This is a genomic window from Methylobacterium radiodurans (genome assembly GCF_003173735.1).
Taxonomy (GTDB): Bacteria; Pseudomonadota; Alphaproteobacteria; order Rhizobiales; family Beijerinckiaceae; genus Methylobacterium; species Methylobacterium radiodurans.
The window spans coordinates 5,205,913-5,227,191 of record NZ_CP029551.1; the positions used below are offsets into that span (position 1 = coordinate 5,205,913).

The window sequence follows — 21,279 nt, forward strand, 5'->3', positions numbered from 1 at the left end:
CGGGCAGAACGGCGAGCAGCCCGGCCAGCAATGGGGCGGGACGCCGGGAAATACACGTCATCGGGGATGATCCTCGCTCGGGCGGCGGACCATAGCCGAGCAGGCGTTCGGATGTCGCCGGCTCGCGATCTGCGGTTCTGCGACGCGCGCCGCACGAAACCTTGATCTGCGCACGCGGATGACGCATCGCTCCGACGATGATGCGTGCCGGAACATCCTTGCCGCCGGGCTTGCGCCGCGCCGCACCCCGCCTCGGGTGCGGGCGCGGATGAGCCGGTCCGCTTCCGCGGCGCTGATGCCGCTCGGGGACGCGCTCGGCCTGCTCTGCGCCACCGCCGGACCTGTCGCGGAGCGGTTGGTGCCGCTGGCCTTCGCCGGCGGCCGGATCGCCGGGGGGACGTTCGAGGCGCCCCGCGCGCTGCCTGGCGGCCTCACGGCCGCGCGCGACGGCTTCGCGGTGGATTCGGCCGCGATCGTCGGGGCCTCGCCCTACGCCCCCGTCCCGCTGCCGCACCGGCCGGCCTGGGTCGAAGCGGGCGAGGCGTTGCCCACCGGCACAGATGCCGTGCTCCCTCCCGAGAGCCTAGAGTCGCACGGCGCCGTGGCGGATCTCGCTGTCCGCGAGGGCGCGCGCGGGCCCGGCGAGGACCTCGCGGCGGGCGACCGCCTGCTCGCGGCGGGCGAGCGGATCGGCCCTCTCCACCTCCTCGCCCTTGCGATCGCCGGACTGGACGCGATTCCAATCCGGACGCCCTGCCTGCGCCTCGTCGCCACCGGCGCTGCGGCGCCGGACGGTCTGTCCCCGCTTCTCGCCGCCCTGATCGCCGGGCGGGGCGGCGACAGTGAGTGCCTCGCCGTGCCGGACGATGTCGAGGCCATCGCCTCCGCCGTCGGTGGTGGCGACGCCGACGCGGTGTTCGTTCTCGGCGGCAGCGGCTATGGCTGCACCGACCGAAGCGTCGCAGGACTGGCCCGCGCGGGCCGGCTGCACGCCCACGGTATCGCCCTGCGGCCCGGCGAGACCGCCGCGGTCGGCGAGGCGGCGGGTCGTCCGGTCCTGATCCTGCCGGGACGGCCCGAGGCGGCGCTCGCCGCCTTCCTGGCCCTCGGTGCCCCGCTCCTCGCGCGTCTCGCGGGGACGGTGGACGCTCCGGCGGCGCCCGCCCCCCTCCTGCGCAAGATCGCGTCCGTCATCGGTCTCGCCGAGATCGTCTTTGTCCGCCGTAACCCGCAGGGCGTCGAGCCGCTCGGCGGCTTCGAGCTTCCGCTGCGTCGCCTCCTGCAGGCGGACGGGTTCGTGCTGGTGGCGCCAGAGCGCGAGGGCCATCCCGCAGGCGATCAGGTCGAGGTCCGGCCGCTATGATGTCCGACGATCCCGCCGCCTTCGCCGAGCGGCTCGCCGCCGCCTCCCGCCAGGAGCAGTTCCTCACTGTGGTGAGCCGTGAGGCGGCGCTCGACGCCTTCCGGGCCGCCGTGCCGCACGCGGCGCTGCCGGCCGAGCCGGTGCCGCTGGCCGAGGCGCTGGGCCGGGTGCTCGCCGCCGATCTCGCCTCGCCGATCGACGTGCCGCCCTTCGACCGCGCCCTCGTCGACGGCTTCGCGCTGAGGGCCGTCGATGTCGAGGGCGCCGGTCCCGCGAGCCCGCGCCGCCTCGCGCTCAACCGGGAGGTCCTGGCCTGCGGTGTTGCACCCACACTGACAGTTGAAGCCGGGACGGCGACGCCGATCGCCACCGGCGGTATGATCCCGCGCGGTGCCGACGCGGTGGTGATGGTCGAGCAGACCGAGTTCGACGCCGACGCGCTCGCGATCGAGGTCGCCGCCGCGGTCCGGCCCGGCCAGTTCGTGGGCTATGCCGGCGCGGACATGGCGGCGGGCGAGACGGTGCTGCGCCGGGGCACGGTGACCACCGCCCGCGAGATCGGCATGCTGGCGGCCTGCGGACTCGCCACAGTGGCGGTCGTGCGCCGCCCGAAGGTCGCGGTCCTCTCCACGGGCGACGAGCTGGTAGCGCCGGGCGAGCCCCTGCGGCCGGGCGCGATCTACGATTCCAACGGTGAGATCGTGGCGGCCTCCGTCGCGGAGAATGGCGGCGTGCCCGTGCCGCGCGGCATCGTGCGCGACGACGAGGTGGCGCTGGAGGAGGCCCTGCGGGCGGCGCTGGCCGACCACGACCTCGTCGTGCTCTCGGGCGGCACCTCCAAGGGAGCGGGCGACGTCTCCCACCGGATCCTGTCGCGGCTCGGCGCGCCCGGCATCCTCGTGCACGGCGTCGCCCTGAAGCCCGGCAAGCCGCTCTGCCTCGCGGCGGCACAGGGCAAGCCGATCGTCGTGCTGCCGGGCTTCCCGACCTCGGCGATGTTCACCTTCCACGATTTCGTCGTGCCGCTGGTGCGGGCGCTCGCCGGCCTGCCGCCGCGCGAGGAGGAGACCGTGGAGGCGGTGCTGCCGCAGCGCCTGCCCTCGGAACTCGGCCGCACCGAATTCGTGATGGCCTCGCTCGTGCGCGGTCCGCAGGGTCTGGCGGCTCTGCCTCTGCCGAAGGGCTCGGGATCCGTGACCGCCTTCTCGCAGGCGGACGGATTCTTCGCGGTGCCGGCGTCCCGGGCCGGGATGGAGGCGGGCGAGACCGTACAGGTGGTGCGGCTCGGCGCGGGCGTGCGCCCCCCGGACCTCACGGTCGTCGGCAGCCACTGCGTCGGGCTCGACCGCGTCGTGGGGCTGCTCTCCGAGCGCGGCTACCGCGCCCGCACCATGTGGGTCGGCTCGGCGGGCGGTCTCGCCGCCCTGCGCCGGGGCGAGTGCGACCTCGCCGCCATGCACCTCTTCGATCCTGCGAGCGGGCGCTACAACGCGCCCTTCCTCGATCCCGGCATGGTGCTCATCCCCGGATGGCGTCGGCTGCAGGGCGTGGTCTTCCGTGCCGGGGACGCGCGCTTCGCGGGCCGCGACGCGGCCGGGGCGGTGGCCGCGGCCCTCGCCGATCGGCAAGCCGTGATGGTCAACCGCAACGCGGGCTCGGGCACCCGCCTTCTCGTGGACGGACTCCTCGACGGCACCCGTCCCGCCGGGTTCTGGAACCAGCCGCGCTCGCACAACGCCGTGGCGGCGGCCGTCGCGCAGGGCCGGGCCGATTGGGGCGTCGCGATCGCGAGCGTCGCGGAGGCCTACGGGCTCGGCTTCCTGCCGCTCACCGAGGAGCATTACGATCTCGCCTGCCGCGAGGGCGCCGAGCGGAACCCGGCACTCGCCGCCTTCCTCGACCTCCTCGGCACGCCGGAGGCGGAAGCGGCGCTCCGCGGCCTCGGCTTCGTCCCGGCGGAGCGCTCGGCGGGGCGTGCACCATGAGCGGCCTGCGCGTCATCGGGCTCGCGGGTTGGAGCGGTGCCGGCAAGACCACGCTGCTCGCCCGGCTCATCCCGCTGCTGGTCGGGCGGGGCGTGCGCGTCGCGACCCTGAAGCATGCCCACCACGCCTTCGACGTCGATCATCCCGGCAAGGATTCGCACGTCCACCGGCAGGCCGGAGCCAGCGAGGTCATCGTCTCGTCCGCGCGCCGCTGGGCCCAGATCCGCGAGGTTGGGGAGGGTGAGGAGGCGCGGCTCGCCGACCTGCTCCGCCGCCTCACGCCCGAGGGCCTCGCGATTGTCGAGGGGTTCAAGCGCGAGGCGCATCCGAAGCTCGAAGTGTTCCGGGCGGCGAACGGCCGCGAGCCCCTGCACCCGGTAGACCCCCGCATCTTCGGCATCGCGAGCGACCGGCCTTTCCCGGATGCCGGCCGGCCCGTGGTGCATCTCGACGACATCGCGGGAATCGCCGATCTCGTCCTCGACCGCGCCGAGCCCCTGGACGCGGTCCTGACCCGGCTGGAGCACCCCTGAGCCATGGCACAGGTCACGGACGACTGCTTCGCCTTCGGGAACCGGCCGATGCGGATCGAGGAGGCCACGGCCCTCATCGCCGAGCGCATGCCGGTGCTCGCCGGGATCGAGACCTTGCCCCTCGCCGCCGCGGACGGGCGGATCGCTGCCGAGGACGTCCTCGCGCGCCACGATCTGCCGCCCTTCGCCAACTCGGCGGTCGACGGCTACGCCGTGAGGCACGTCGACTTGGCGCAGGGCAGCGAGACCGTACTGCCGGTGAGCGGCCGGCTCGCGGCGGGCGCGGCGGCGGGCTCGCAAACGATCGTAGGCGCCGTTCGCATCTTCACCGGCGCCCCGATGCCGCCGGGCGCCGACACGGTCTTCATGCAGGAGGACGTGCGCCTCGATGGCGACCGGGTCGTCCTGCCGCCAGGGCTCAAGCCCGGCGCGAACGCCCGCCCTGCCGGCGAGGATCTGGCCCGCGGCGCGCTCGCGATCCCGGCCGGCCGGCGCCTGCGCCCGGCCGAACTCGCGCTCGCCGCGGCCACCGGCCACGCCGAACTCGCGGTGCGCCGTCGCCTGCGGGTCGGGCTGTTCTCCACCGGCGACGAACTCGCCGAGCCGGGTTCGCCGTTGCGGCCAGGGTCTATCCACGATTCGAACCGGGTGCTGCTCGCCGCCCTGCTGACCCGCCTCGGCGTCGCGGTGACCGATCTCGGCATCCTGCGCGACGAGCCCGGGAGCCTGGCCGCCCGGCTCGCCGAGGCCGCGCGCGACCACGACGTGATCCTGACCTCGGGCGGAGTCTCGGTCGGCGAGGAGGACCACGTTAAGGGAGCCGTCGAGTCGCTCGGACAGCTGATGCTCTGGCGCCTCGCGATCAAGCCGGGCCGCCCAGTCGCGGTGGGCCTCGTTCACGGCACGCCCTTCGTCGGCCTGCCGGGCAACCCGGTCGCCGTCTACGTCACCCTGCTCTTCGTGGTGCGCCCGCTCCTCGCCCGCCTCGGCGGCGCGGCGCCTGAGAAGCCGGTGGCCTGGCCCGTCCGCTCCGCCTTCGCGTACCGCAAGAAGGCGGGCCGGCGCGAGTTTGTGCGGGTCTGCCTCGATCGCGCGGCCGACGGTGGACTGGAGGCGCGCAAGTTCGCCCGCGACGGTGCCGGCGTGCTGACCTCGCTGACCGGGAGCGACGGCCTCGTTGAACTGCCCGACGAGGCAACCGCAGTCGCGCCGGGAGAGAGCCTCGCCTACTACCCGCACGCGCTTCTCTGGTAAGCCCGGCCGTGGCGATCCTTCAGGAAACCCTTGCCCGCCTCTGGACCCTCGACCGCGACGTTCTGGCGATCGCGTGGCTGTCGCTGCGCGTCAGCCTGACGGCGGTGTCGATCGGGCTTCTTCTCGGCATACCACTTGGCGCCCTCGTCGCCGTCGCCTCCTTCCCCGGCCGCGGTGTCCTCATCGGCCTGCTCAACGCCTTCATGGGACTGCCGCCGGTCATCGTCGGCCTCGTCCTCTACCTCGTCCTTTCGCGCTCCGGGCCGCTCGGTTCGCTCGGCCTCCTTTTCACCCCCTCGGCGATGATCGCCGCACAGGCGACTCTCGCCACGCCGCTCGTCGCCGCGCTGACCCGCCAAGTGGTGGCCGACGCCCAGGTTCATCTCGGCGAGCAGCTGCGCTCGCTCGGCCTCTCCGCGCCCCTGCGAGCCGGCATCCTGATCTACGACGTTCGGTTCTCGCTGGTGACGGCGGCGCTTGCAGCCTTCGGCCGGGCGATCTCCGAGATCGGCGCCGTCCTGGTCGTCGGCGGCAACATCGACGGGCACACGCGCACAATGACCACCGCGATCTCCCTGGAGACCCAGAAGGGCGATCTAAGCCTCGCTCTCGCGCTCGGCCTCGTGCTGATGAGCCTCGTCGTGGTGGTAAATGCCGCCGCCGCCCTCCTGCGCGGTCACGCTGCCCGGGCCTATGGATAAGCGCCGCTCCCCTGATCAGTCCACGAACGGCCCGCAGAGGAAGCCTTCATGGCCGAAGGCCTCGCCAAGGCGCGTCAGGACGTGATGCGCAAGGACTTCGTGCTCGTCGGCCCTACCTTGGACCAGCCCGGCATCCGCGGGATCGGCGTGCGCGAGGCGCCGAATTGCGCCGCTGGGAGGAGGCCGGCGTCAAGCTCGCGGCGGTGCGCGGCGACCGATACCGGGATGTCGGCCAGGGCATGGGCCCGGCGCTCGACACGGCGTCGACGCTGGGTGCCTACATCCTCGCCGCCGGGACGTAGCTCGCCTTCAAGAATCGCGGCGACCTGGCCATCTTGATCCAAGGCAATCCGCGCCTGTTCAACCCCTACTGCGTGACGCTGGTGAACCCCGAGCGGCACACGACGGTGAAGATGTGGAACGGCCGGGCCTTCATCGACTGGCTGGTTTCGCCCGCGGGCCAGCGTGCCGTTGCCGGCTACGAGATCGGCGGCGAGCACCTATACGTCCTGCTTCCGGCGCACCCGGTACGCGCTGAACCCTGTCAGCGCGGCGGGCCGGACTGGCGCCGCCGCGCGACGTACCAGAGCGCCATGACGACCAAAGCTACGACGAGGCTGAGCCAGACCCAGTTGAAGTCGGTCGCCGCTGCGGTCGCCGCGCCCGAACTCGACCCGGCCGGGCCAGTTTCGGAGATCGGCGGCGCTGGGTTGGTCTGCTGAGCCAGGGCTGCCCGCAGGCTGGCGATCCAGATCAGGCCGGCGACGGCGGCGTCCCGCATGGCGTCCTCTCTACAAGACGTGGCCGCCGGGCGGCTCGCGCGAAACAGGTTCAAGGCCGGGGCGCGTCGAACCGGAAAGCCGGAGCTTCCAGGAGCTGTGCCTTGGTCAGGCGAATCTCGGCGTGCCAGAGCTTGTCGCCCACGAGGATCGTCGCGGGTGCATCGTTCTGCTTCCGTGGCTCCACGGAGCCGGTCGCGTCGGTGACGCGGTCGCTGTGCTGGTTCTGCACCGCGGCGAGCACGTCCCGGCTCGTATCGACGCCCGGCATGGTCTCCGGACCAGCCTTGGCAGCCGCCCGCGCGTCGGGCGCCGCGTCGACGGTCACGATCGAGTTCGGACCGCTCGTGAGCGGGACGTCGCCGAAGTTCCAGGCCAGTTGGTCGAACGGCACGGCGACCGATTTCTCGCCCAGGCCCAAGAAGCCTCCGACCCCGATGACGGCCGCCTGCACGCGCCCGCTCCCGTCGAGCAGCACATCCTCGATCTTGCCAACACGCACATGGTCCCCCCCGACCACGGGCAGGCCGATGACCTTGGAGGCCCGGATCGCGCCCGGGATGGGGCCCGTGATGAAGGGCTGGGCCGGTGAGTCCGCCCGCGCGGGCTGCCCCGTCTCCGCGGCGGAGGCGGGAAGCGACGCGCCCAGGGCGAGAACGGTCAATACGACGACCCTGGCCATGCCACGAATCATTCCCCGGTTCCCCCGTTTCGAAGCGGCTCGACAGGACGAGAACGGTGCGAGGCCCGATAGGTTCACCCCGCATCTCGCGAGCGAGCCTGTCATCAACGCCGGCGGGCTCGGTTTCCTCCCATTCCGAGCCATCGCCCGCGGACTGAGGCCGATCAGCCGCCCTGCTCCGGAGCTTCGACGGTGAGCGCGCCGGACACCCCATCCGTCTTACCGGCGAGACCCGGAACCTCGTCGAGCTGCCGCAAGCTGGTGAATCGGCCGCGCTCCTCGCGGTAGCGCACGATCTCGAAACCGTGGCCTCTGAGAGCCGGGAGGCGGTCCAGCTCCTCGGCCGTGGCTGTGTTGAGATCAATCATCCTGCCCCTCGCCCCAGTCCGGTTTCCCACGGCGGGAACGGGGCGCGGCACAACGCGGTTCCAGGTCTCCCGGGATCGCGTATCTGGTGAGGAACAGGGTTCGCGCATCCAGGCTTCTTCCCGAGGACAGGAGGAAGCGATGCCTGATCCAGACTCTGCGACAAACGTTTCGAAGCCGGGCGACGAGGCACCGGCCGGGGTGCCGGGAACGGGGGAGAACCTGTGCCGGCACTGCGGCGGCAGCGGCCGGATCGACGATGCGGCCTGCCCCGATTGCAAGGGTACCGGCAAAGTGACGACCGGGATCGGCGGCGGCTGAGCACCGGCGCGGTCCGAAGACCGGAATGCAAAGAAAAGGCCCGGATCTCGCGACCCGGGCCGGTAATATTGATGTTCCGGGCGATCGGCCTAGAGCCGTTCCCGATCACGTTGCAATCGGAAACGGCTCTCAGTCCTTGTTTTGACGCGCTCTCTTGAGCCGAACCGGCGTCCACTTCGGCGGAGAGCGCTCTAGAACGGGATATCGTCGTCGAGGTCGTAGTTGCCGCGCCCGCCGCCGCCACCGCTGCTGCTCGCCTGAGCCGGCCGACGCTCACCGCCCTGGGCGCGACCGCCGCCGTAATCGCCGCCGCGACTGACCTGCCCGCTGCTGCCGCCATCGTCGTCTGACGCGAAGTCGCCGCCGCCACCGCCGCGCCCGTCGAGGATCGTCATCTCGCCGCGGAAGCGCTGGAGCACCACCTCGGTCGTGTACTTCTCGACGCCCGAGTTGTCCGTCCACTTCCGGGTCTGGAGCGAGCCCTCGATATAGACCTTCGAGCCCTTGCGCAGGTACTGCTCGGCCACGCGCGCGAGGTTCTCGTTGTAGATCACCACCGAGTGCCACTCGGTGCGCTCCTTGCGCTCGCCGGAGGCCTTGTCCTTCCAGGTTTCCGAGGTGGCGAGCCGCAGGTTCACCACCGGGTCGCCCGATCCGAGCCGGCGCGTCTCGGGGTCGCGCCCGAGATTGCCCACCAGGATCACCTTGTTCACGCTGCCCGCCATCGCTCTCTCCTACCGTTCGATCTCACTGGGCGTACGTCTCACGAGCCCGGGCCGGTCCTTGATGGCTTCCGGACGCGCCGGCCGCAACGCGGCGGCGGCGCTTGTTCCCGGTAAACACATGCCGCGCGGGCTCGCATATGTTCTATCTTTGTTCGAGAATGTCATCAAGCTTCCCGGGACCGTTGTCCGTGGACGGACGGGCGGGTCGCTCAGGCGACGTGCACGACGAGCTTGCCGAAGTTCTTGCCACGCAGCATCCCGATGAAGGCCTCGGGCGCCTTCTCCAGGCCCTCCACCACGTCCTCGCGGTGCTTCACGCGGCCCTCGGCGAGCCAGCCGCCGACATCGCGGATGAAGGCTTCCTGCTGGTCGGCGAAGTCCCAGACGATGAAGCCCTGCAGGTGCAGCCGCTTGGTCAGGACTGTGCGCATCAGCGTCGGCAGCCGGTCGGGCCCTGGCGGCAGCTCGGTGGCGTTGTAGCCCGAGACCAGCCCGCAGACCGGCACGCGGGCGAAGTCGTTCAGGAGCGGCAGGACCGCCTCGAAGACCGCGCCGCCGACATTCTCGAAATAGACGTCGACGCCCTTCGGGCAGGCGGCCGCGAGCGCGTCGGCGAAATCGTCGGCGCGGTGATCGATCGCGGCGTCGAAACCGAGCTCGTCCGTCAGGTAGCGGCACTTGTCGGGGCCGCCCGCGATGCCGACGGCCCGCGCGCCTTTCAGGCGGGCGATCTGGCCGACGAGCGATCCGACCGGACCGGCGGCGGCCGCGACCACCACGGTCTCGCCGGCCTTGGGACGGCCGATGGTGAGCAGGCCCGTATAGGCGGTCATGCCCGGCATGCCGAGGATGCCGAGCGCCGTCGTCGGCGGAAGGCCCGGCGGGAGCCGGTGCAGGCCGCGCCCGTCGGAGACGGCGTAGTCCTGCCAGCCCGCATAGGCAGAGACCAGCTCGCCCACGGCGAAGTCCGGATTGTTGGACTGCACCACCTCGCTCACCGTGCCGCCGACCATCGGCTCGCCGATCGTTACCGGCTGGGCGTAGGACTTCGCGGCACTCATGCGCCCGCGCATGTAGGGGTCGAGGGAGAGCCAGCGGGTACGCAGCAGCACCTCGCCCTCCCGCGGCGTCGGCACCCGCGCCTCTTCCAGGCGGAAATGCGCGGGCGTCGGCTCTCCGTGCGGCCGCGAGGCGAGCACGATGCGACGGTTCATGGCGGCCATGACGGCTTCTCCTGCTGGCTCGAAATCCCGACCGTCTGATCAATCTGGGCCGTGGGCCGCCCATGGCAAATCCGGACAGCAAACTGGACCGGTGCGTCGGCGCACTGTCGGCGCTCGCGCGTTGACCCGGTCCGACGAATTGGAAACCGGAGACCGACATGCGGCCCCTCGCTCTCACCCTCGGAATCGCTCTCGCGCTCGCGGGCGGCTCAGACGGATCGGTCGCGCCCGATCCGCTCGCGGTCTACCGGGGAAATTCGCGGATCCTCGTGGTGGCCGCGCCAGATGTGCGGGACCCAGGCCTCCTGGCCCAGCGCGAGGCCCTCGTGCCGGCCCGGGCCGGGCTGCGGGAGCGCGATCTCGTGGTGGTCGAGGCGGTCGGCACGGGTGCCGAGGCGTCCGCGCTGCGGCGCCGCCTCGGCCTGCCGGAGCGGGCGTTCCGCGCCGTGCTGATCGGCAAGGACGGCGGGCTGAAGCTGACCGCGACAGAGCCGGTCGCGCCCGAGCGTCTGTTCGCGACGATCGACGTGATGCCGATGCGGCGCGACGAGATGCGGGGAAGCCGCTGACCCGCCCTGTCCGCTCAGTTGCCCGACGAGAAAGGGCCGCCCGCTGGCGGCCCTTCGGATCGTGCACAGACCTCGCCGCGACGGTGTCAGTAGCAACGCTCGACCAGAACCCGGCGGTAGCCATAGGGTGTCCAGCGCACGCGCGGGACGGTGTAGCAGCCGCCATAGCCGTAATCGTAGGCGCCGTAGCCGACCGGGGCGTAGCCGTACCCGTAGGCTGGATAGCCGTAGCCGTAACCTCCGTAGAGGCTGCCCGCTGCGAGGCCCAGGCCCACACCGAGGCCGAGACCGCCGAGGCCGTAGCCGTAGCCGCGGCGCCAGCCGCCACCGTAATGGCCGCCGCGCCAGCCGCCATAACCGCCGCGCCAACCGCCGCCGAAGCCGGCGCCGCGATAGCCGAAGCCGCCGCCCCGGAACCCGCCGAAGCCGCCGCCCCGGAAGCCACCGAAGCCACCGCCGCGGAAGCCGCCGCCATGGAACCCGCCCCCGTGGAATCCTCCGCCGAACCCGCGCGCATCGGCGGAGGCCGGAATCATCGCGAGCGCACCGAGCGCGAGGCTGGATGCGAGAACAACCCGCTTCATCTGATTCTCCGAGAACAACTTGAGACTGCCCCACTGCTACCGAAACGTGCGGGAGCCCGTGACGGTTCTTGACCCATCCGCAAGAGATCGGTTCGCGGGACTCAAAGATTCGTGTTCGGAAGGATCGTGCTACGGCGGCGAGCCCGAAAGCCGCCGTCTTTTCGCGTGAGGAACCGGCCCAGCTTGCGGGCCCCCCTGCCGCTACCGGGATCCTTTGATCATGCTCCACCGCGTCCCTGTCCGCCTCGCGGCGGCCGGCCTCGTCGGATCGTTGCTCGCCGCGCCGTTCGCCGCGCCGGCCCGGGCCGCGCCGGACACCGCGAAGGCGGGTGGTCCCTGCGCGGCCGTGCAGGCCCAGGGCGAGAGCTTCACGGTCTGCACCGTCGACCTTCGGCGCCAGCGCGTGCGCCTGTTCTGGCTCGGCTCGGACGGCCTGCCCTACGCCTCCCTCGGCAGCCTCGCGGCGCGGCAGGGCGCGGCCTTGAGCTTCGCCATGAACGCCGGCATGTACGACAAGGGCCAGGCCCCGGTCGGGCTCTACGTCGAGGACGGGCGCGAGATGAAGCCGGTCTCGACCGCGAACGGGCCGGGCAACTTCCACCTCAAGCCGAACGGCGTGTTCTACGTGAAGGGCGAGCGCGCGGGCGTACTCGACACCGCCCGCTACCTGAAGGCGAAGCTACGGCCCGACTTCGCCACGCAATCAGGCCCGATGCTGGTGATCGACGGGCAGATCCACCCGAAGATCTCGACGGACGGTCCATCCCAGAAGATCCGCAACGGCGTCGGCGTGCGCGACGACGGCCGCACGGCGGTCTTCGCCATCTCGGAGCGGCCGGTGACCTTCGGCGCCTTCGCGCGGCTGTTCCGGGACGACCTCGGCTGCCGCAACGCCCTGTTCCTCGACGGCAGCGTGTCGAGCCTCTATGCACCGAACCTCGGCCGCAGCGACCTCAGCCGCCCGCTCGGACCGCTGGTTGGGGCGGTGGCGCGCTGAACGCCCACCGCTCGCCGCCTCAGCGCTGGCCGAAGGACGCGTCCCGGAACAGGTCCTTGTACTCACGCGGCTGCGAGCGCCAGTACTGCTTCGGGGCGCGGACCTGCGCGCCGAGCGCTGCCGCCGCGTGCCAGGGCCAGCGCGGATCGTAGAGCATGGCGCGGGCCAGCGAGATCGCGTCCGCCCGGCCCTCCTGCAGAATGGCCTCTGCCTGCTCCGCCTCGGTGATCAGGCCGACCGCGATGGTGGTGAGCCCCGTCTCCGCCTTGATCCGCTCGGCGAAGGGCACCTGATAGCCCGGCCCGAGGGTGATCGCCTGCTTGGGCGAGACGCCGCCGGTCGAGACGTGGAGCGCGGGTGAGCCCGCCGCCTTCAGGGCGCGGGCGAGTTCGAGCGTCTCGTCGAGGTCCCAGCCGTCCTCGACCCAGTCGGTCGCCGAGACGCGCAGCCAGACGGGGCTGCCCGCGGGCACGACGTCGCGCACCGCGTCGTAGATCTCGAGCGGGAAGCGCATGCGGTTCTGCAGGCTGCCGCCGTACTGGTCGGTGCGCTTGTTGGCGATCGGCGAAAGGAACTGGTGCAGCAGGTAGCCGTGTGCACCGTGCAGCTCGACCGCCTCGATCCCGAGGTGCACCGCGCGCTTGGCCGTCGCCACGAAGTCGTCGCGCACCCGCTTCAGGTCGGCCGCGTCGAGGGCGTGGGGCGCCACCTCGCCCTCCGCGTGCGGCACGGCGGAGGGCGCCTCTGTGCGCCAGCCGTAGGGGCGCTCCGGCGGGATCTGGGCGCCTCCGGCCCAGGGCGCCTCGCTCGACGCCTTGCGGCCCGCATGCGCGATCTGGATGCAGACCGGGATCGGCGCGTAGTCCCGCACCGCGTCGAGCACGCGGCCGAGCGCCCGCTCGCAGCCGTCGTCGTAGAGGCCGAGGTCCCAGGCGGTGATGCGCGCCTCCGGCGAGATCGCGGTCGCCTCCAGCGTCAGCAGCCCGGCGCCCGACATGGCGAGCTGCCCGAGATGCATCATGTGCCAGTCCGTCGCCTGACCGTCCCGGGCCGAGTACTGGCACATCGGCGCGATCAGGATGCGATTGTCGAGGGTCAGACCGTCGAGCGTGAGCGGTTCGAACAGGCGTGCGGTCATGGCGGGCTCCGGATGGACCGCCCCTATCTGTCGCGGCGGTACCCGGTATGCCAGATGCCCCGCGGCATGACGGGGCTGCGCCCGCTCGGTGGGGCGCCTCAGGCGCCGCCGATGCCCCGCTGCTCCAGGCTCGCGCCGATCTCGTCCAGCGCGGTCGCGTCGTCGATCGTGGCGGGCATCGTCCAGGGCTCGTGATCGGCGATGCGCTTCATCGTGGCGCGCAGGATCTTGCCCGAGCGGGTCTTGGGCAGGCGCGGCACGGTCAGCGCCAGCTTGAAGGCGGCCACCGGGCCGATCTCGTCGCGCACCTTCGCGACCAATTCCCGCTCGATCTCGGCGGCCTCGCGCGCGACGTTCGCCTTCAGCACCACGAAGCCGCAGGGCACCTCCCCCTTGAGCGTGTCGCGGACGCCGATGACGGCGCATTCAGCCACGTCCGGATGGGAGGCCAGCACCGCCTCCATGCCGCCGGTCGAGAGCCGGTGGCCGGCCACGTTGATGATGTCGTCGGTGCGGCCGAGCACGGTGATGTAGCCGTCCGCGTCGATCACCCCGGCATCCGAGGTGTCGTAGTAGCCCGGAAAGGTCGCGAGGTAGCTCGCCCGCATGCGCTCGTCCGAGCCCCAGAGGGTCGGCAGGCAGCCGGGCGGCAGCGGCAGGCGGATCGCGATCGTGCCCATCGTGCCGGCCGGCACCGGCTTGCCGCCCTCGTCCAGGATCTCGACCCGGTAGCCCGGCATCGGCACGCAGGTGCTGCCGTGCTTGACCGGCAGGAGTCCCAGCCCCAGCGGGTTGCCGGCGATCGGCCAGCCCGTCTCTGTCTGCCACCAATGGTCGATCACCGGCCGGTCGAGCACCCGCTCGGCCCAGGCGACCGAATCGGGGTCCGCCCGCTCGCCCGCCAGGAACAGGCTGCGGAAGCGGGACAGATCGTGGTCGGCGACGCGCTCGCCCCGCGGATCTTCCTTCTTGATGGCTCGCAGCGCGGTCGGCGCGGTGAAGAGGCAGACCGTACCGGTCTCGGCCACCACCCGCCAGAACGCGCCGGCATCCGGCGTGCCGACGGGCTTCCCCTCGTAGAGCACCGTGGTGCAGCCGTGCAGCAGCGGCGCGTAGACGATGTAGCAGTGGCCGACCACCCAGCCGATGTCGGAGGCGCAGAAATAGGTCTCGCCGGGGGCGACGCCGTAGAGGTTCGGCATCGTCCAGGCGAGCGCCACCAGCTGTCCGCCGACGTCGCGCACAACGCCCTTCGGTTTGCCGGTGGTGCCCGAGGTGTAGAGCACGTAGAGCGGATCGGTCGCTGCGACCGGTACGCAGGCCGCGCGCTGGCCCGCCGCCGCGGCGGCGGAGACCGCCTCCGCCCAGTCGCGGTCGCGGCCATCGACAAGGGTGGCGGCGCATTGCGGGCGCTGGAGGATCAGGCAGGCATCGGGCTTGTGCGACGCGAGCCCGATCGCTGCGTCGAGGAGCGGCTTGTAGGCCACGGTGCGGGCGGGCTCGATGCCGCAGGACGCGGCGAGCACCAGCTTGGGTCGTGCATCATCGAGGCGCACGGCCAACTCGTTCGCCGCGAAGCCCCCGAAGACGACCGAGTGCACGGCGCCGAGCCGGGCGCAGGCGAGCATCGCGTACAGCGCCTCCGGCACCATCGGCATGTAGATCACGACCCGGTCGCCCTTGGTGACGCCCAGATCGGCCAGCACGGCCGCCAGCGTCGCCACCTCGTCCTGCAATTGCCCGTAGGTGATGGCGCGCTTCGTTCCGGTCACCGGCGAGTCGTAGCGGATCGCCACCTGCTCGCGGCGCGCCCCGTCCGCGTGCCGGTCAACCGCGTTGTGGCAGGCGTTGAGTTCGCCGTCCGGGAACCAGCGGCCGTAGGGGCCCGAGCCGGGGTCGAAGGCGCGCGTCGGCGGCCGGGACCAGTCGAGCGCCCGCGCGGCCTCCAGCCAGAACGCTTCCGGATCGCGGCCTGCGGCAGCGTAGACCTCGGAATAGCGGCCGGGCAGGCTTGCGGACGTCATGGGGGCGTTTTCCTCAAGGGGCCGCTCTCCGGCGGCAAGAGCCCTAGGGTAAAGCATTTTCCGGCGTTTTGGATGAGCCTCGTCGAGCCACCGCAGCACCGGGATCGCGTCAACGTCTTGGCCTGTGCACGACTGTAGGTCGCCGGGGGGAACGCTCTATACGGGGCGTTAGGACCAGAGGTCTATCGATGGGATGGACGTCGTGCCGGACCGGAATTCACGTGACGATCGACGAGATCAACAAGTGCCTGTCCAGCGGCCGCATCTTCACGACCGTGAAGCTGCCGCTGCACCTCGAAAGCGCATTTCGGGACTACGAGCGCGACCATCGGCGGCGAGAGTCGGTCTTCGGGCTCGCGCTGGGCACCTTCTTCTACATAGCGGTCCTGGTGCTCGACCGGGTCGTCGCGCCGGACGTCTTCGTGCAGGACGTCCTGACGCGCTTCTGCGTCGGCCTGCCGATCAATCTGGCGATGATCTGGCTCGTCGCCCGCCCCGCTTGCGGTGATGCGGTCCGGCAGGCGGCGGGCTGCATTGCCGGTCTCACCTGCTGCCTGACCGTCACGTCGGTGATGATCCAGTCGGTCTCGCCGGGCGCGGCCATCTACTTCAGCGGCAACCTGATCATCCTCGGATTCACGATCAATCTCGTCGCGCTGCACACGCCGGTCGCCGTCCTGGTGTGTTGCGGCATCACGGTAATCATGATCGCGGGCGCCGCGCTCTCGCCGCTCGGTCATCCGGCGATGGTCGTGTGCTACACCCTCGTCGGCGTCCTGCAGACCGTCGTCTGCGTCTTCGCCAACTGGTGCCTGCAGAACGAGCGCCGCCGTACCTTCCTCACCCTGCAGCGGGACAAGATCCGCCTGCGCCAGATCTCGCAGCAGCGCGACCTGCTCGAACAGCTCGCCGCAATCGATCCACTGACGGGGCTGGCCAACCGCCGCGGCTTCGACGCGATGGTCGATGCGGACCTGAATCGCGCCGAGGTGGGCACGCCCGTCTGCGTGGCGATGATCGACATCGACTGCTTCAAGGCGTTCAACGACAGCTACGGCCATCCGCGCGGCGACGCGGTTCTTCGGGCGGTCGCGGATGCGATGGCGGTGCGCTGCGAACCCGGCCAGCGGCTCGGGCGGCTGGGAGGCGAGGAATTCGCCGTCGCGGCCGTGGGCACCGATCACGCAGCGCTGCCTGCACTGGGCGAGCGTCTGCGCCGCGCGGTGGAGGCACGCGCCCTGCCGCACGGCCGCGGCGGCGCGGGGCCGGTCGTGACGATCAGCGTGGGCCTTGCCGGTTCCTGGACGACGGGAAGCGTGCTCGACACCGGCCGCTTCTTCGCGCTCGCCGACGAGGCGCTCTATCAAGCCAAGCGGGCCGGTCGCAACCGCGCGGTCGTCACGGTCGAGGAGCCGCCGAAGGCGAGTGACGGCCTGCGCCTCGCGAGCTGAGCGGCGAGCCCGGCCGCTCAACGCAGTGAGCCGCCGCACCGTGTCCCGGTGCGGCGGCCCGCATCGTGCCCTGAAGGCCTCAGGGGGGTCAGTGCAGCGTGCCGGCCGTATCCTGGAGCCGGTTGATCTCATCCTTGAGGTGGAGTTTCCGTCGCTTCAGCTCGGCGATGTGAAGGTCGTCTGCCGAGGGCCTGTGGATCGCTTCCTGAATCTCACGCTCGAGGGCTTCGTGCTTTCGGGTGAGTTGGTTCAGATGCGTCTGCAGCGACATGAGGCGAATCTCCTGTCCTTGTTCTGACGCATCGAACCTGCCACAGGTTTTGCCGGCTGTCGAAGGCAATCCACGGGCTTCCGGGCGTGGTGCGGTGCGAGATTGTGTTGCCGTGCGGGGGCGCCTGGCGCATCCTCGGCAGCGGCGCGGTGCAGGGTTTCAGCGGGCGGCAATGACGGGCGAGTCGGTCGAAGAGAGCCAGAACGACAACCAGGCGGATCTGCTGTCGGAGCTCGCCCGGCTGAAGGAGGAGCACCGCGACCTCGACAGCGCGATCGACGCGCTGGAGCGCAACGTGGTGGCCGACCAGCTGCAGATCCAGCGGCTGAAGAAGCGCAAGCTGACCCTGCGCGACCGCATCTCCTACGTCGAGGACCAGATCACCCCCGACATCATCGCCTGAGCCCGTGGATCGGCGCTCCGCGCGGGTTGCGGGCCGGCGCGCGCGCCTGTAACGGCGGGCTTTGGCCGGGTCGCGCGACCCGGCGCGAACGCGAGAGCACGCGTGTGAGCAACCCGGCAGCGCCACCCGTCGCGATCATCATGGGCTCCCAGTCCGACTGGGCGACCATGCGCAACGCCGCCGAGACCCTCGATGCGCTCGGCGTCGCCTACGATGCCCGCATCGTCTCGGCCCACCGCACGCCCGACCGGCTCGTGGCCTTCGCCAAGGGCGCCCGGGCAGCCGGCTTCAAGGTGGTGATCGCGGGCGCGGGCGGAGCGGCGCATCTGCCCGGCATGGCCGCCGCGATGACGAGCCTGCCGGTCTTCGGGGTGCCCGTCGAGTCGAAGGCGCTCTCGGGCCAGGACAGCTTGCTGTCGATCGTGCAGATGCCGGCCGGCATCCCGGTCGGCACGCTCGCCATCGGGCGGGCGGGCGCCGTCAACGCGGCGCTTCTCGCCGCCGCTGTGCTGGCGCTGACCGACGACGCGCTCGCTGCCCGCCTCGACGCGTGGCGCGCCGCCCAGACCGCCGCCGTGGCCGAGCGGCCGGAGACCGAGCACCCGTGACCGCCAGACCTCTCGCCCCCGGTTCCACCCTCGGCATCGTCGGCGGCGGCCAGCTCGGGCGCATGATCGCGCTCGCGGCGGCCAACTACGGCCTCAAGGTCCACGTCTACGCGCCCGACGCCGACAGCCCGGCCTTCGACGTGGCGGCCCTGACCACCTGCGCCGCCTACGACGACGCCGAGGCGCTGACCCGCTTTGCCCAGAGCGTCGAGGCGATCACCTACGAGTTCGAGAACATCCCGCGCGAGACCGCGGATCTTCTGGCGCGGCACGCACCGCTCCATCCCAGCGCCGACGCGCTCTCGACCACACAGGACCGGCTCTCGGAGAAGAGCTTCATCAACGGGCTCGGCATCCCGACCGCGCCCTTCCGGCAGGTCGACACCCCCGACGACCTCGCCCGAGCGCTCGACGCCATCGGCCTGCCGGCGGTGCTGAAGACCCGCCGCTTCGGCTACGACGGCAAGGGCCAGCGCATCATCCGCACGGCGGCCGAGGGCGACCGCAACGCGATCTTCGCCGAGTTCGGCGGCGCGCCCCTGATCCTCGAAGGGTTCGTACCCTTCGAGCGCGAGGTCTCGGTGGTGGCCGCCCGCGGGCAGGACGGGGGCTTCGCGGCCTTCGACCTCTGCCAGAACGAGCATCGCGACCACATCCTGGCGCTCACCCAGGTGCCGGTGCCGGGCCTCGCGCCCGAGACGGCCGAGGGCGCCTACGAGATCGCCCGGCGTATCGCGGAAGCCCTCGACTACGTCGGCGTGCTGGCGGTCGAGATGTTCCTGGTGCGCGATGAATCGGGCGAGCGCCTGATCGTCAACGAGATCGCGCCGCGGGTGCACAATTCCGGACACTGGACGATCGAGGGCGCGCTGACCTCGCAGTTCGCCCAGCACGTGCGGGCGGTCTGCGGCTGGCCGCTGGGCGAGGCTGACCGCACCGGCGGCCTCACGGTCGAGATGCGCAACCTGATCGGCCCGGAGGCGGGCGACTGGCGGGCGATCCTGGCAGAGCCCGGCGCGCACCTGCATCTCTACGGCAAGGGCGAGGCGCGGCCGGGCCGCAAGATGGGCCACGTCACGCGGCTCCTGCACCGCACGGACTGAGTCCTCCGGAACACACCCCCTCCCCGACGTCCCGGCTCGGAGCGCCCCCGGCCCGGTCGCGGGTGGCCGGGCCATACCTTCGCCACATCCGATCGCTTCCAGGGACATCGTCGCCCGGTCTTAAGCGCGCGTTCACCGCGCCGCGCGATTGTCCCGCCGTCCGTCCGGTCCAGCGGGATTGCAGACCGGAGCGGGCGTCGGCGTATCGGCGCGGCGGACAGGGTTTTGAGGGGACGAGTGCGGATCGTGCCCCGAGGGGAGCGGGTGATGAGGGTGAAGAGCGTGCGGGCGTCGCGGACGGCGCTGGTCGGGTCGGCCCTGGCGGCGACCGTCGCGCTCGCGGGTTGCGAGACCATGGGCAGCGTGGCGACCGCCCCGCGCCAGTTCGCGGTGCTGGAGACCGACACCACGGGCGCGACCACCACCAACATCGCCTCGCTGACCGAGGTGGTGCAGCGCAACCCCAACGACGCGGCGGCCTACAACACCCGCGGCGCGGCCTATGCCCGCGCGGGCCAGTTCAGCGAGGCCATCGCCGACTTCACCAAGGCGGTGCAGATCGATCCGAATTCCGGCTCGGCCTACAACAACCGGGCGCTGGCGCTGCGCCAGACCGGCCGCAACGACGCCGCGCTCCAGGATTTCGGCAAGGCGATCACCGCCGATCCGAACTACGGCCCCGCTTATATTGGCCGCGCCAACGTGCTGCGCGCGCAAGGCGACCTCGACGGCGCGCTCGCCGACCTCAACGTGGCGATCCGCCTGATGCCGGAATCCGCCGAGGCCTACCACGCCCGCGGGCTCGTGCGGCAGAAGCAGGGGCAGAACACCCAGGCCATCGCCGATTTCGACGCGGCCATCGACCGCAACCCCTTCGTCTCGGCACCCTACGCCGCCCGCGGCCAGAGCCTGATCGCCACGAACCAGTTCGACAAGGCGATCGAGGACTACAACGCGGCGCTCAACGTCAACAACAAGGACGCGACCTCCTGGGCCTACCGGGGCCTCGCCTACGAGAAGTCGAACCGCCGCAAGGAGGCGATGGAGAACTACCAGCGCGCCTCCGGCATCGACCCGAACAACCCGGTCGCCAAGCAGGGCCTCGCCCGCGTGCAGGGCGGCGTGGGCTCGCTGTTCAACTAGGGACCCGCGCTCACCCCCTCATCACCGGCTGGCAGGTCGCACAGAAGAAGGTGGAGCGGCCGGACTGCACGATGCGCGTGATCGTGCCGCCGCAGCCGGGCGTCCGGCAGGGCTCGCTCACGCGGTCGTAGACCCGGAAGGCGTGCTGAAAGGCGCCCGCGCTGCCGTCGGTGTGGGCGTAATCGCGCAAGGTGGAGCCGCCGGCCGCCACCGCCTCGGTCAGTACCTCCCGGATGGTCCGCGCCAGCAACGTCGCCTTCGGCGTCGGCTTGCCATCAGCCTTCGCCAGGAGCCCGGCCGGCGTCTCCGGGTGGAGCCCGGCCCGGTGCAGCGCCTCGCAGACATAGATGTTGCCCAGGCCCGCGATCAGGCGCTGGTCGAGGAGCGCCGCCTTCAGGGGCGTGAACTTGTTGCGGAACAGCCGCGCGATCGCTGCCCCGTTCAGCCCCGGCTCCAGCGGCTCGATGCCCATGCCGGCGAAGTGGCGCGAGGCGGCGAGATCCGCCGTCGGCACCAGATCCATGAAGCCGAAGCGGCGCACGTCGTTGTAGGTGACGGTGGCCCCCGTCGCCATCGCCATCACGACGTGGTCGTGCTTGGGCACGCCCTGCGCGCCCTCGAGGTAGAAGTCGCCCGGCGAGAGGTTGCGCCCGTCCGGCATCGCCACGTCGAAGCGCCCGCTCATGCCGAGATGCATCACCAGCGTCTCGCCCGAATCGAGATGGGCGGTCAGGTACTTCGCGCGGCGCGCAAGGTCGGTGACGGTGCGCCCCTCCAGCCGCTCGGCGAAGCGCTCGGGGAAGGGAAAGCGCAGGTTCGGCCGCCGCAGGGTCACGCGGGCGAAGCGGGCGCCGACGAGGGCCGGCGCGAGGCCCCGGCGCACGGTCTCGACCTCGGGAAGTTCGGGCATCGTCTCTTCGGATGACGTCTGTGGAATCGGCCGCGGATATCGGTCCACGGCGCCCCGCGCACAATGCCGGGCCCCCGCGACCGGTGGACCCGGGTTTTCGACGCATGGCGGATCGCGCCCACCTTCGCTATGAGGCGCGTTCAGGC

General features: G+C 71.6%; 23 protein-coding genes and 1 pseudogene. 14 read left to right on the top strand and 10 right to left on the bottom strand.

The annotated features are described in order from the left end of the window. The first annotated feature begins 268 nt into the window (after positions 1-268). The 6 genes and pseudogenes from DK427_RS24425 to DK427_RS24450 all read left to right on the top strand — a co-directional run. A complete protein-coding gene (locus tag DK427_RS24425; RefSeq protein WP_109954370.1) occupies positions 269-1,363 on the top strand; it encodes a molybdopterin-binding protein in 1,095 nt (364 codons plus the stop codon). After that, a complete protein-coding gene (locus DK427_RS24430; RefSeq protein WP_109953645.1) occupies positions 1,360-3,348 on the top strand; it encodes a molybdopterin biosynthesis protein in 1,989 nt (662 codons plus the stop codon). The genes DK427_RS24425 and DK427_RS24430 overlap by 4 nt, the downstream gene beginning before the upstream one ends. After that, complete coding sequence (mobB, locus tag DK427_RS24435) at positions 3,345-3,881, top strand: molybdopterin-guanine dinucleotide biosynthesis protein B (protein ID WP_109953646.1); 537 nt, start codon at positions 3,345-3,347, stop codon at positions 3,879-3,881. The genes DK427_RS24430 and mobB overlap by 4 nt, the downstream gene beginning before the upstream one ends. Before the next feature lie 3 nt (positions 3,882-3,884). Continuing rightward, positions 3,885-5,135 (top strand): molybdopterin molybdotransferase MoeA, encoded by a 1,251-nt coding sequence (locus DK427_RS24440; protein WP_109953647.1) that lies wholly within the window; start codon positions 3,885-3,887, stop codon positions 5,133-5,135. Positions 5,136-5,143: 8 nt separating this feature from the next. Next, complete coding sequence (locus DK427_RS24445; protein WP_109953648.1) at positions 5,144-5,836, top strand: ABC transporter permease; 693 nt, start codon at positions 5,144-5,146, stop codon at positions 5,834-5,836. Between the two features lie 18 nt (positions 5,837-5,854). Then, positions 5,855-6,374 (top strand): annotated as a pseudogene (locus tag DK427_RS24450) (substrate-binding domain-containing protein); the annotation flags it as partial. A gap of 6 nt (positions 6,375-6,380) precedes the next feature. Here DK427_RS24450 and DK427_RS27625 read toward each other — a convergent pair. The 3 genes from DK427_RS27625 to DK427_RS24465 all read right to left on the bottom strand — a co-directional run bounded on the left by DK427_RS27625 (position 6,381) and on the right by DK427_RS24465 (position 7,665). Then, on the bottom strand, positions 6,381-6,617 hold the full coding sequence (locus DK427_RS27625; RefSeq protein WP_109953649.1) for a hypothetical protein: 237 nt from the start codon (positions 6,615-6,617) through the stop codon (positions 6,381-6,383). A 50-nt stretch (positions 6,618-6,667) separates the two neighbouring features. After that, a complete protein-coding gene (locus tag DK427_RS24460) occupies positions 6,668-7,297 on the bottom strand; it encodes a PRC-barrel domain-containing protein (RefSeq protein WP_245930704.1) in 630 nt (209 codons plus the stop codon). Between the two features lie 164 nt (positions 7,298-7,461). Then, positions 7,462-7,665, bottom strand: a complete 204-nt coding sequence (locus DK427_RS24465) for a ComEA family DNA-binding protein (protein WP_109953651.1) — start codon at positions 7,663-7,665, stop codon at positions 7,462-7,464. Between the two features lie 139 nt (positions 7,666-7,804). Here DK427_RS24465 and DK427_RS24470 point away from each other — a divergent pair, with 139 nt between their 5' ends. After that, on the top strand, positions 7,805-7,984 hold the full coding sequence (locus DK427_RS24470; RefSeq protein WP_109953652.1) for a hypothetical protein: 180 nt from the start codon (positions 7,805-7,807) through the stop codon (positions 7,982-7,984). Positions 7,985-8,175: 191 nt separating this feature from the next. Here DK427_RS24470 and ssb read toward each other — a convergent pair whose 3' ends face one another. After that, a complete protein-coding gene (ssb, locus tag DK427_RS24475; protein WP_109953653.1) occupies positions 8,176-8,709 on the bottom strand; it encodes a single-stranded DNA-binding protein in 534 nt (177 codons plus the stop codon). Positions 8,710-8,918: 209 nt separating this feature from the next. Then, the gene (locus DK427_RS24480) at positions 8,919-9,932 is read right to left on the bottom strand and encodes an NADP-dependent oxidoreductase (protein ID WP_109953654.1); all 1,014 of its coding nucleotides are present in this window, start codon (positions 9,930-9,932) and stop codon (positions 8,919-8,921) included. 158 nt (positions 9,933-10,090) lie between these two features. On the opposite strand from DK427_RS24480, the gene DK427_RS24485 reads away from it, so the two are divergent. Beyond that, positions 10,091-10,501 (top strand): DUF4174 domain-containing protein, encoded by a 411-nt coding sequence (locus DK427_RS24485; protein WP_109953655.1) that lies wholly within the window; start codon positions 10,091-10,093, stop codon positions 10,499-10,501. 86 nt (positions 10,502-10,587) lie between these two features. Here DK427_RS24485 and DK427_RS24490 read toward each other — a convergent pair whose 3' ends face one another. Further along, positions 10,588-11,085 carry a hypothetical protein gene (locus DK427_RS24490; protein ID WP_109953656.1) on the bottom strand — a complete coding sequence of 166 codons (498 nt, stop codon included), beginning with the start codon at positions 11,083-11,085 and terminating at the stop codon, positions 10,588-10,590. A gap of 220 nt (positions 11,086-11,305) precedes the next feature. Between DK427_RS24490 and DK427_RS24495 the strand changes: the two genes are divergently transcribed. Next, positions 11,306-12,082 (top strand): phosphodiester glycosidase family protein, encoded by a 777-nt coding sequence (locus tag DK427_RS24495; RefSeq protein ID WP_109954371.1) that lies wholly within the window; start codon positions 11,306-11,308, stop codon positions 12,080-12,082. A 19-nt stretch (positions 12,083-12,101) separates the two neighbouring features. On the opposite strand, the gene DK427_RS24500 is transcribed toward DK427_RS24495, so the two are convergent. Together DK427_RS24500 and DK427_RS24505 are read right to left on the bottom strand one after the other, a co-directional pair. Further along, a complete protein-coding gene (locus tag DK427_RS24500) occupies positions 12,102-13,220 on the bottom strand; it encodes an NADH:flavin oxidoreductase/NADH oxidase (RefSeq protein WP_109953657.1) in 1,119 nt (372 codons plus the stop codon). A 98-nt stretch (positions 13,221-13,318) separates the two neighbouring features. Next, the gene (locus DK427_RS24505; RefSeq protein ID WP_109953658.1) at positions 13,319-15,244 is read right to left on the bottom strand and encodes a propionyl-CoA synthetase; all 1,926 of its coding nucleotides are present in this window, start codon (positions 15,242-15,244) and stop codon (positions 13,319-13,321) included. A 221-nt stretch (positions 15,245-15,465) separates the two neighbouring features. Between DK427_RS24505 and DK427_RS24510 the strand changes: the two genes are divergently transcribed. Beyond that, complete coding sequence (locus DK427_RS24510; RefSeq protein WP_162559887.1) at positions 15,466-16,695, top strand: GGDEF domain-containing protein; 1,230 nt, start codon at positions 15,466-15,468, stop codon at positions 16,693-16,695. An 88-nt stretch (positions 16,696-16,783) separates the two neighbouring features. Here DK427_RS24510 and DK427_RS24515 read toward each other — a convergent pair whose 3' ends face one another. Then, positions 16,784-16,966: a YdcH family protein gene (locus tag DK427_RS24515; RefSeq protein ID WP_109953660.1), complete on the bottom strand. Its 183-nt coding sequence runs from the start codon at positions 16,964-16,966 to the stop codon at positions 16,784-16,786. 172 nt (positions 16,967-17,138) lie between these two features. Between DK427_RS24515 and DK427_RS24520 the strand changes: the two genes are divergently transcribed. The 4 genes from DK427_RS24520 to DK427_RS24535 all read left to right on the top strand — a co-directional run bounded on the left by DK427_RS24520 (position 17,139) and on the right by DK427_RS24535 (position 20,223). After that, positions 17,139-17,369 (top strand): YdcH family protein, encoded by a 231-nt coding sequence (locus tag DK427_RS24520; RefSeq protein WP_109953661.1) that lies wholly within the window; start codon positions 17,139-17,141, stop codon positions 17,367-17,369. A 140-nt stretch (positions 17,370-17,509) separates the two neighbouring features. Beyond that, complete coding sequence (gene purE / locus DK427_RS24525) at positions 17,510-17,977, top strand: 5-(carboxyamino)imidazole ribonucleotide mutase (RefSeq protein WP_109954372.1); 468 nt, start codon at positions 17,510-17,512, stop codon at positions 17,975-17,977. After that, positions 17,974-19,080, top strand: a complete 1,107-nt coding sequence (locus DK427_RS24530; protein WP_109953662.1) for a 5-(carboxyamino)imidazole ribonucleotide synthase — start codon at positions 17,974-17,976, stop codon at positions 19,078-19,080. Before purE ends, DK427_RS24530 begins: the two co-directional genes overlap by 4 nt. A gap of 267 nt (positions 19,081-19,347) precedes the next feature. Then, positions 19,348-20,223 (top strand): tetratricopeptide repeat protein, encoded by an 876-nt coding sequence (locus DK427_RS24535; RefSeq protein ID WP_109953663.1) that lies wholly within the window; start codon positions 19,348-19,350, stop codon positions 20,221-20,223. Between the two features lie 10 nt (positions 20,224-20,233). Here DK427_RS24535 and mutM read toward each other — a convergent pair whose 3' ends face one another. Continuing rightward, a complete protein-coding gene (gene mutM, locus DK427_RS24540) occupies positions 20,234-21,133 on the bottom strand; it encodes a bifunctional DNA-formamidopyrimidine glycosylase/DNA-(apurinic or apyrimidinic site) lyase (protein ID WP_109953664.1) in 900 nt (299 codons plus the stop codon). Between the last annotated feature and the right edge of the window lie 146 nt (positions 21,134-21,279).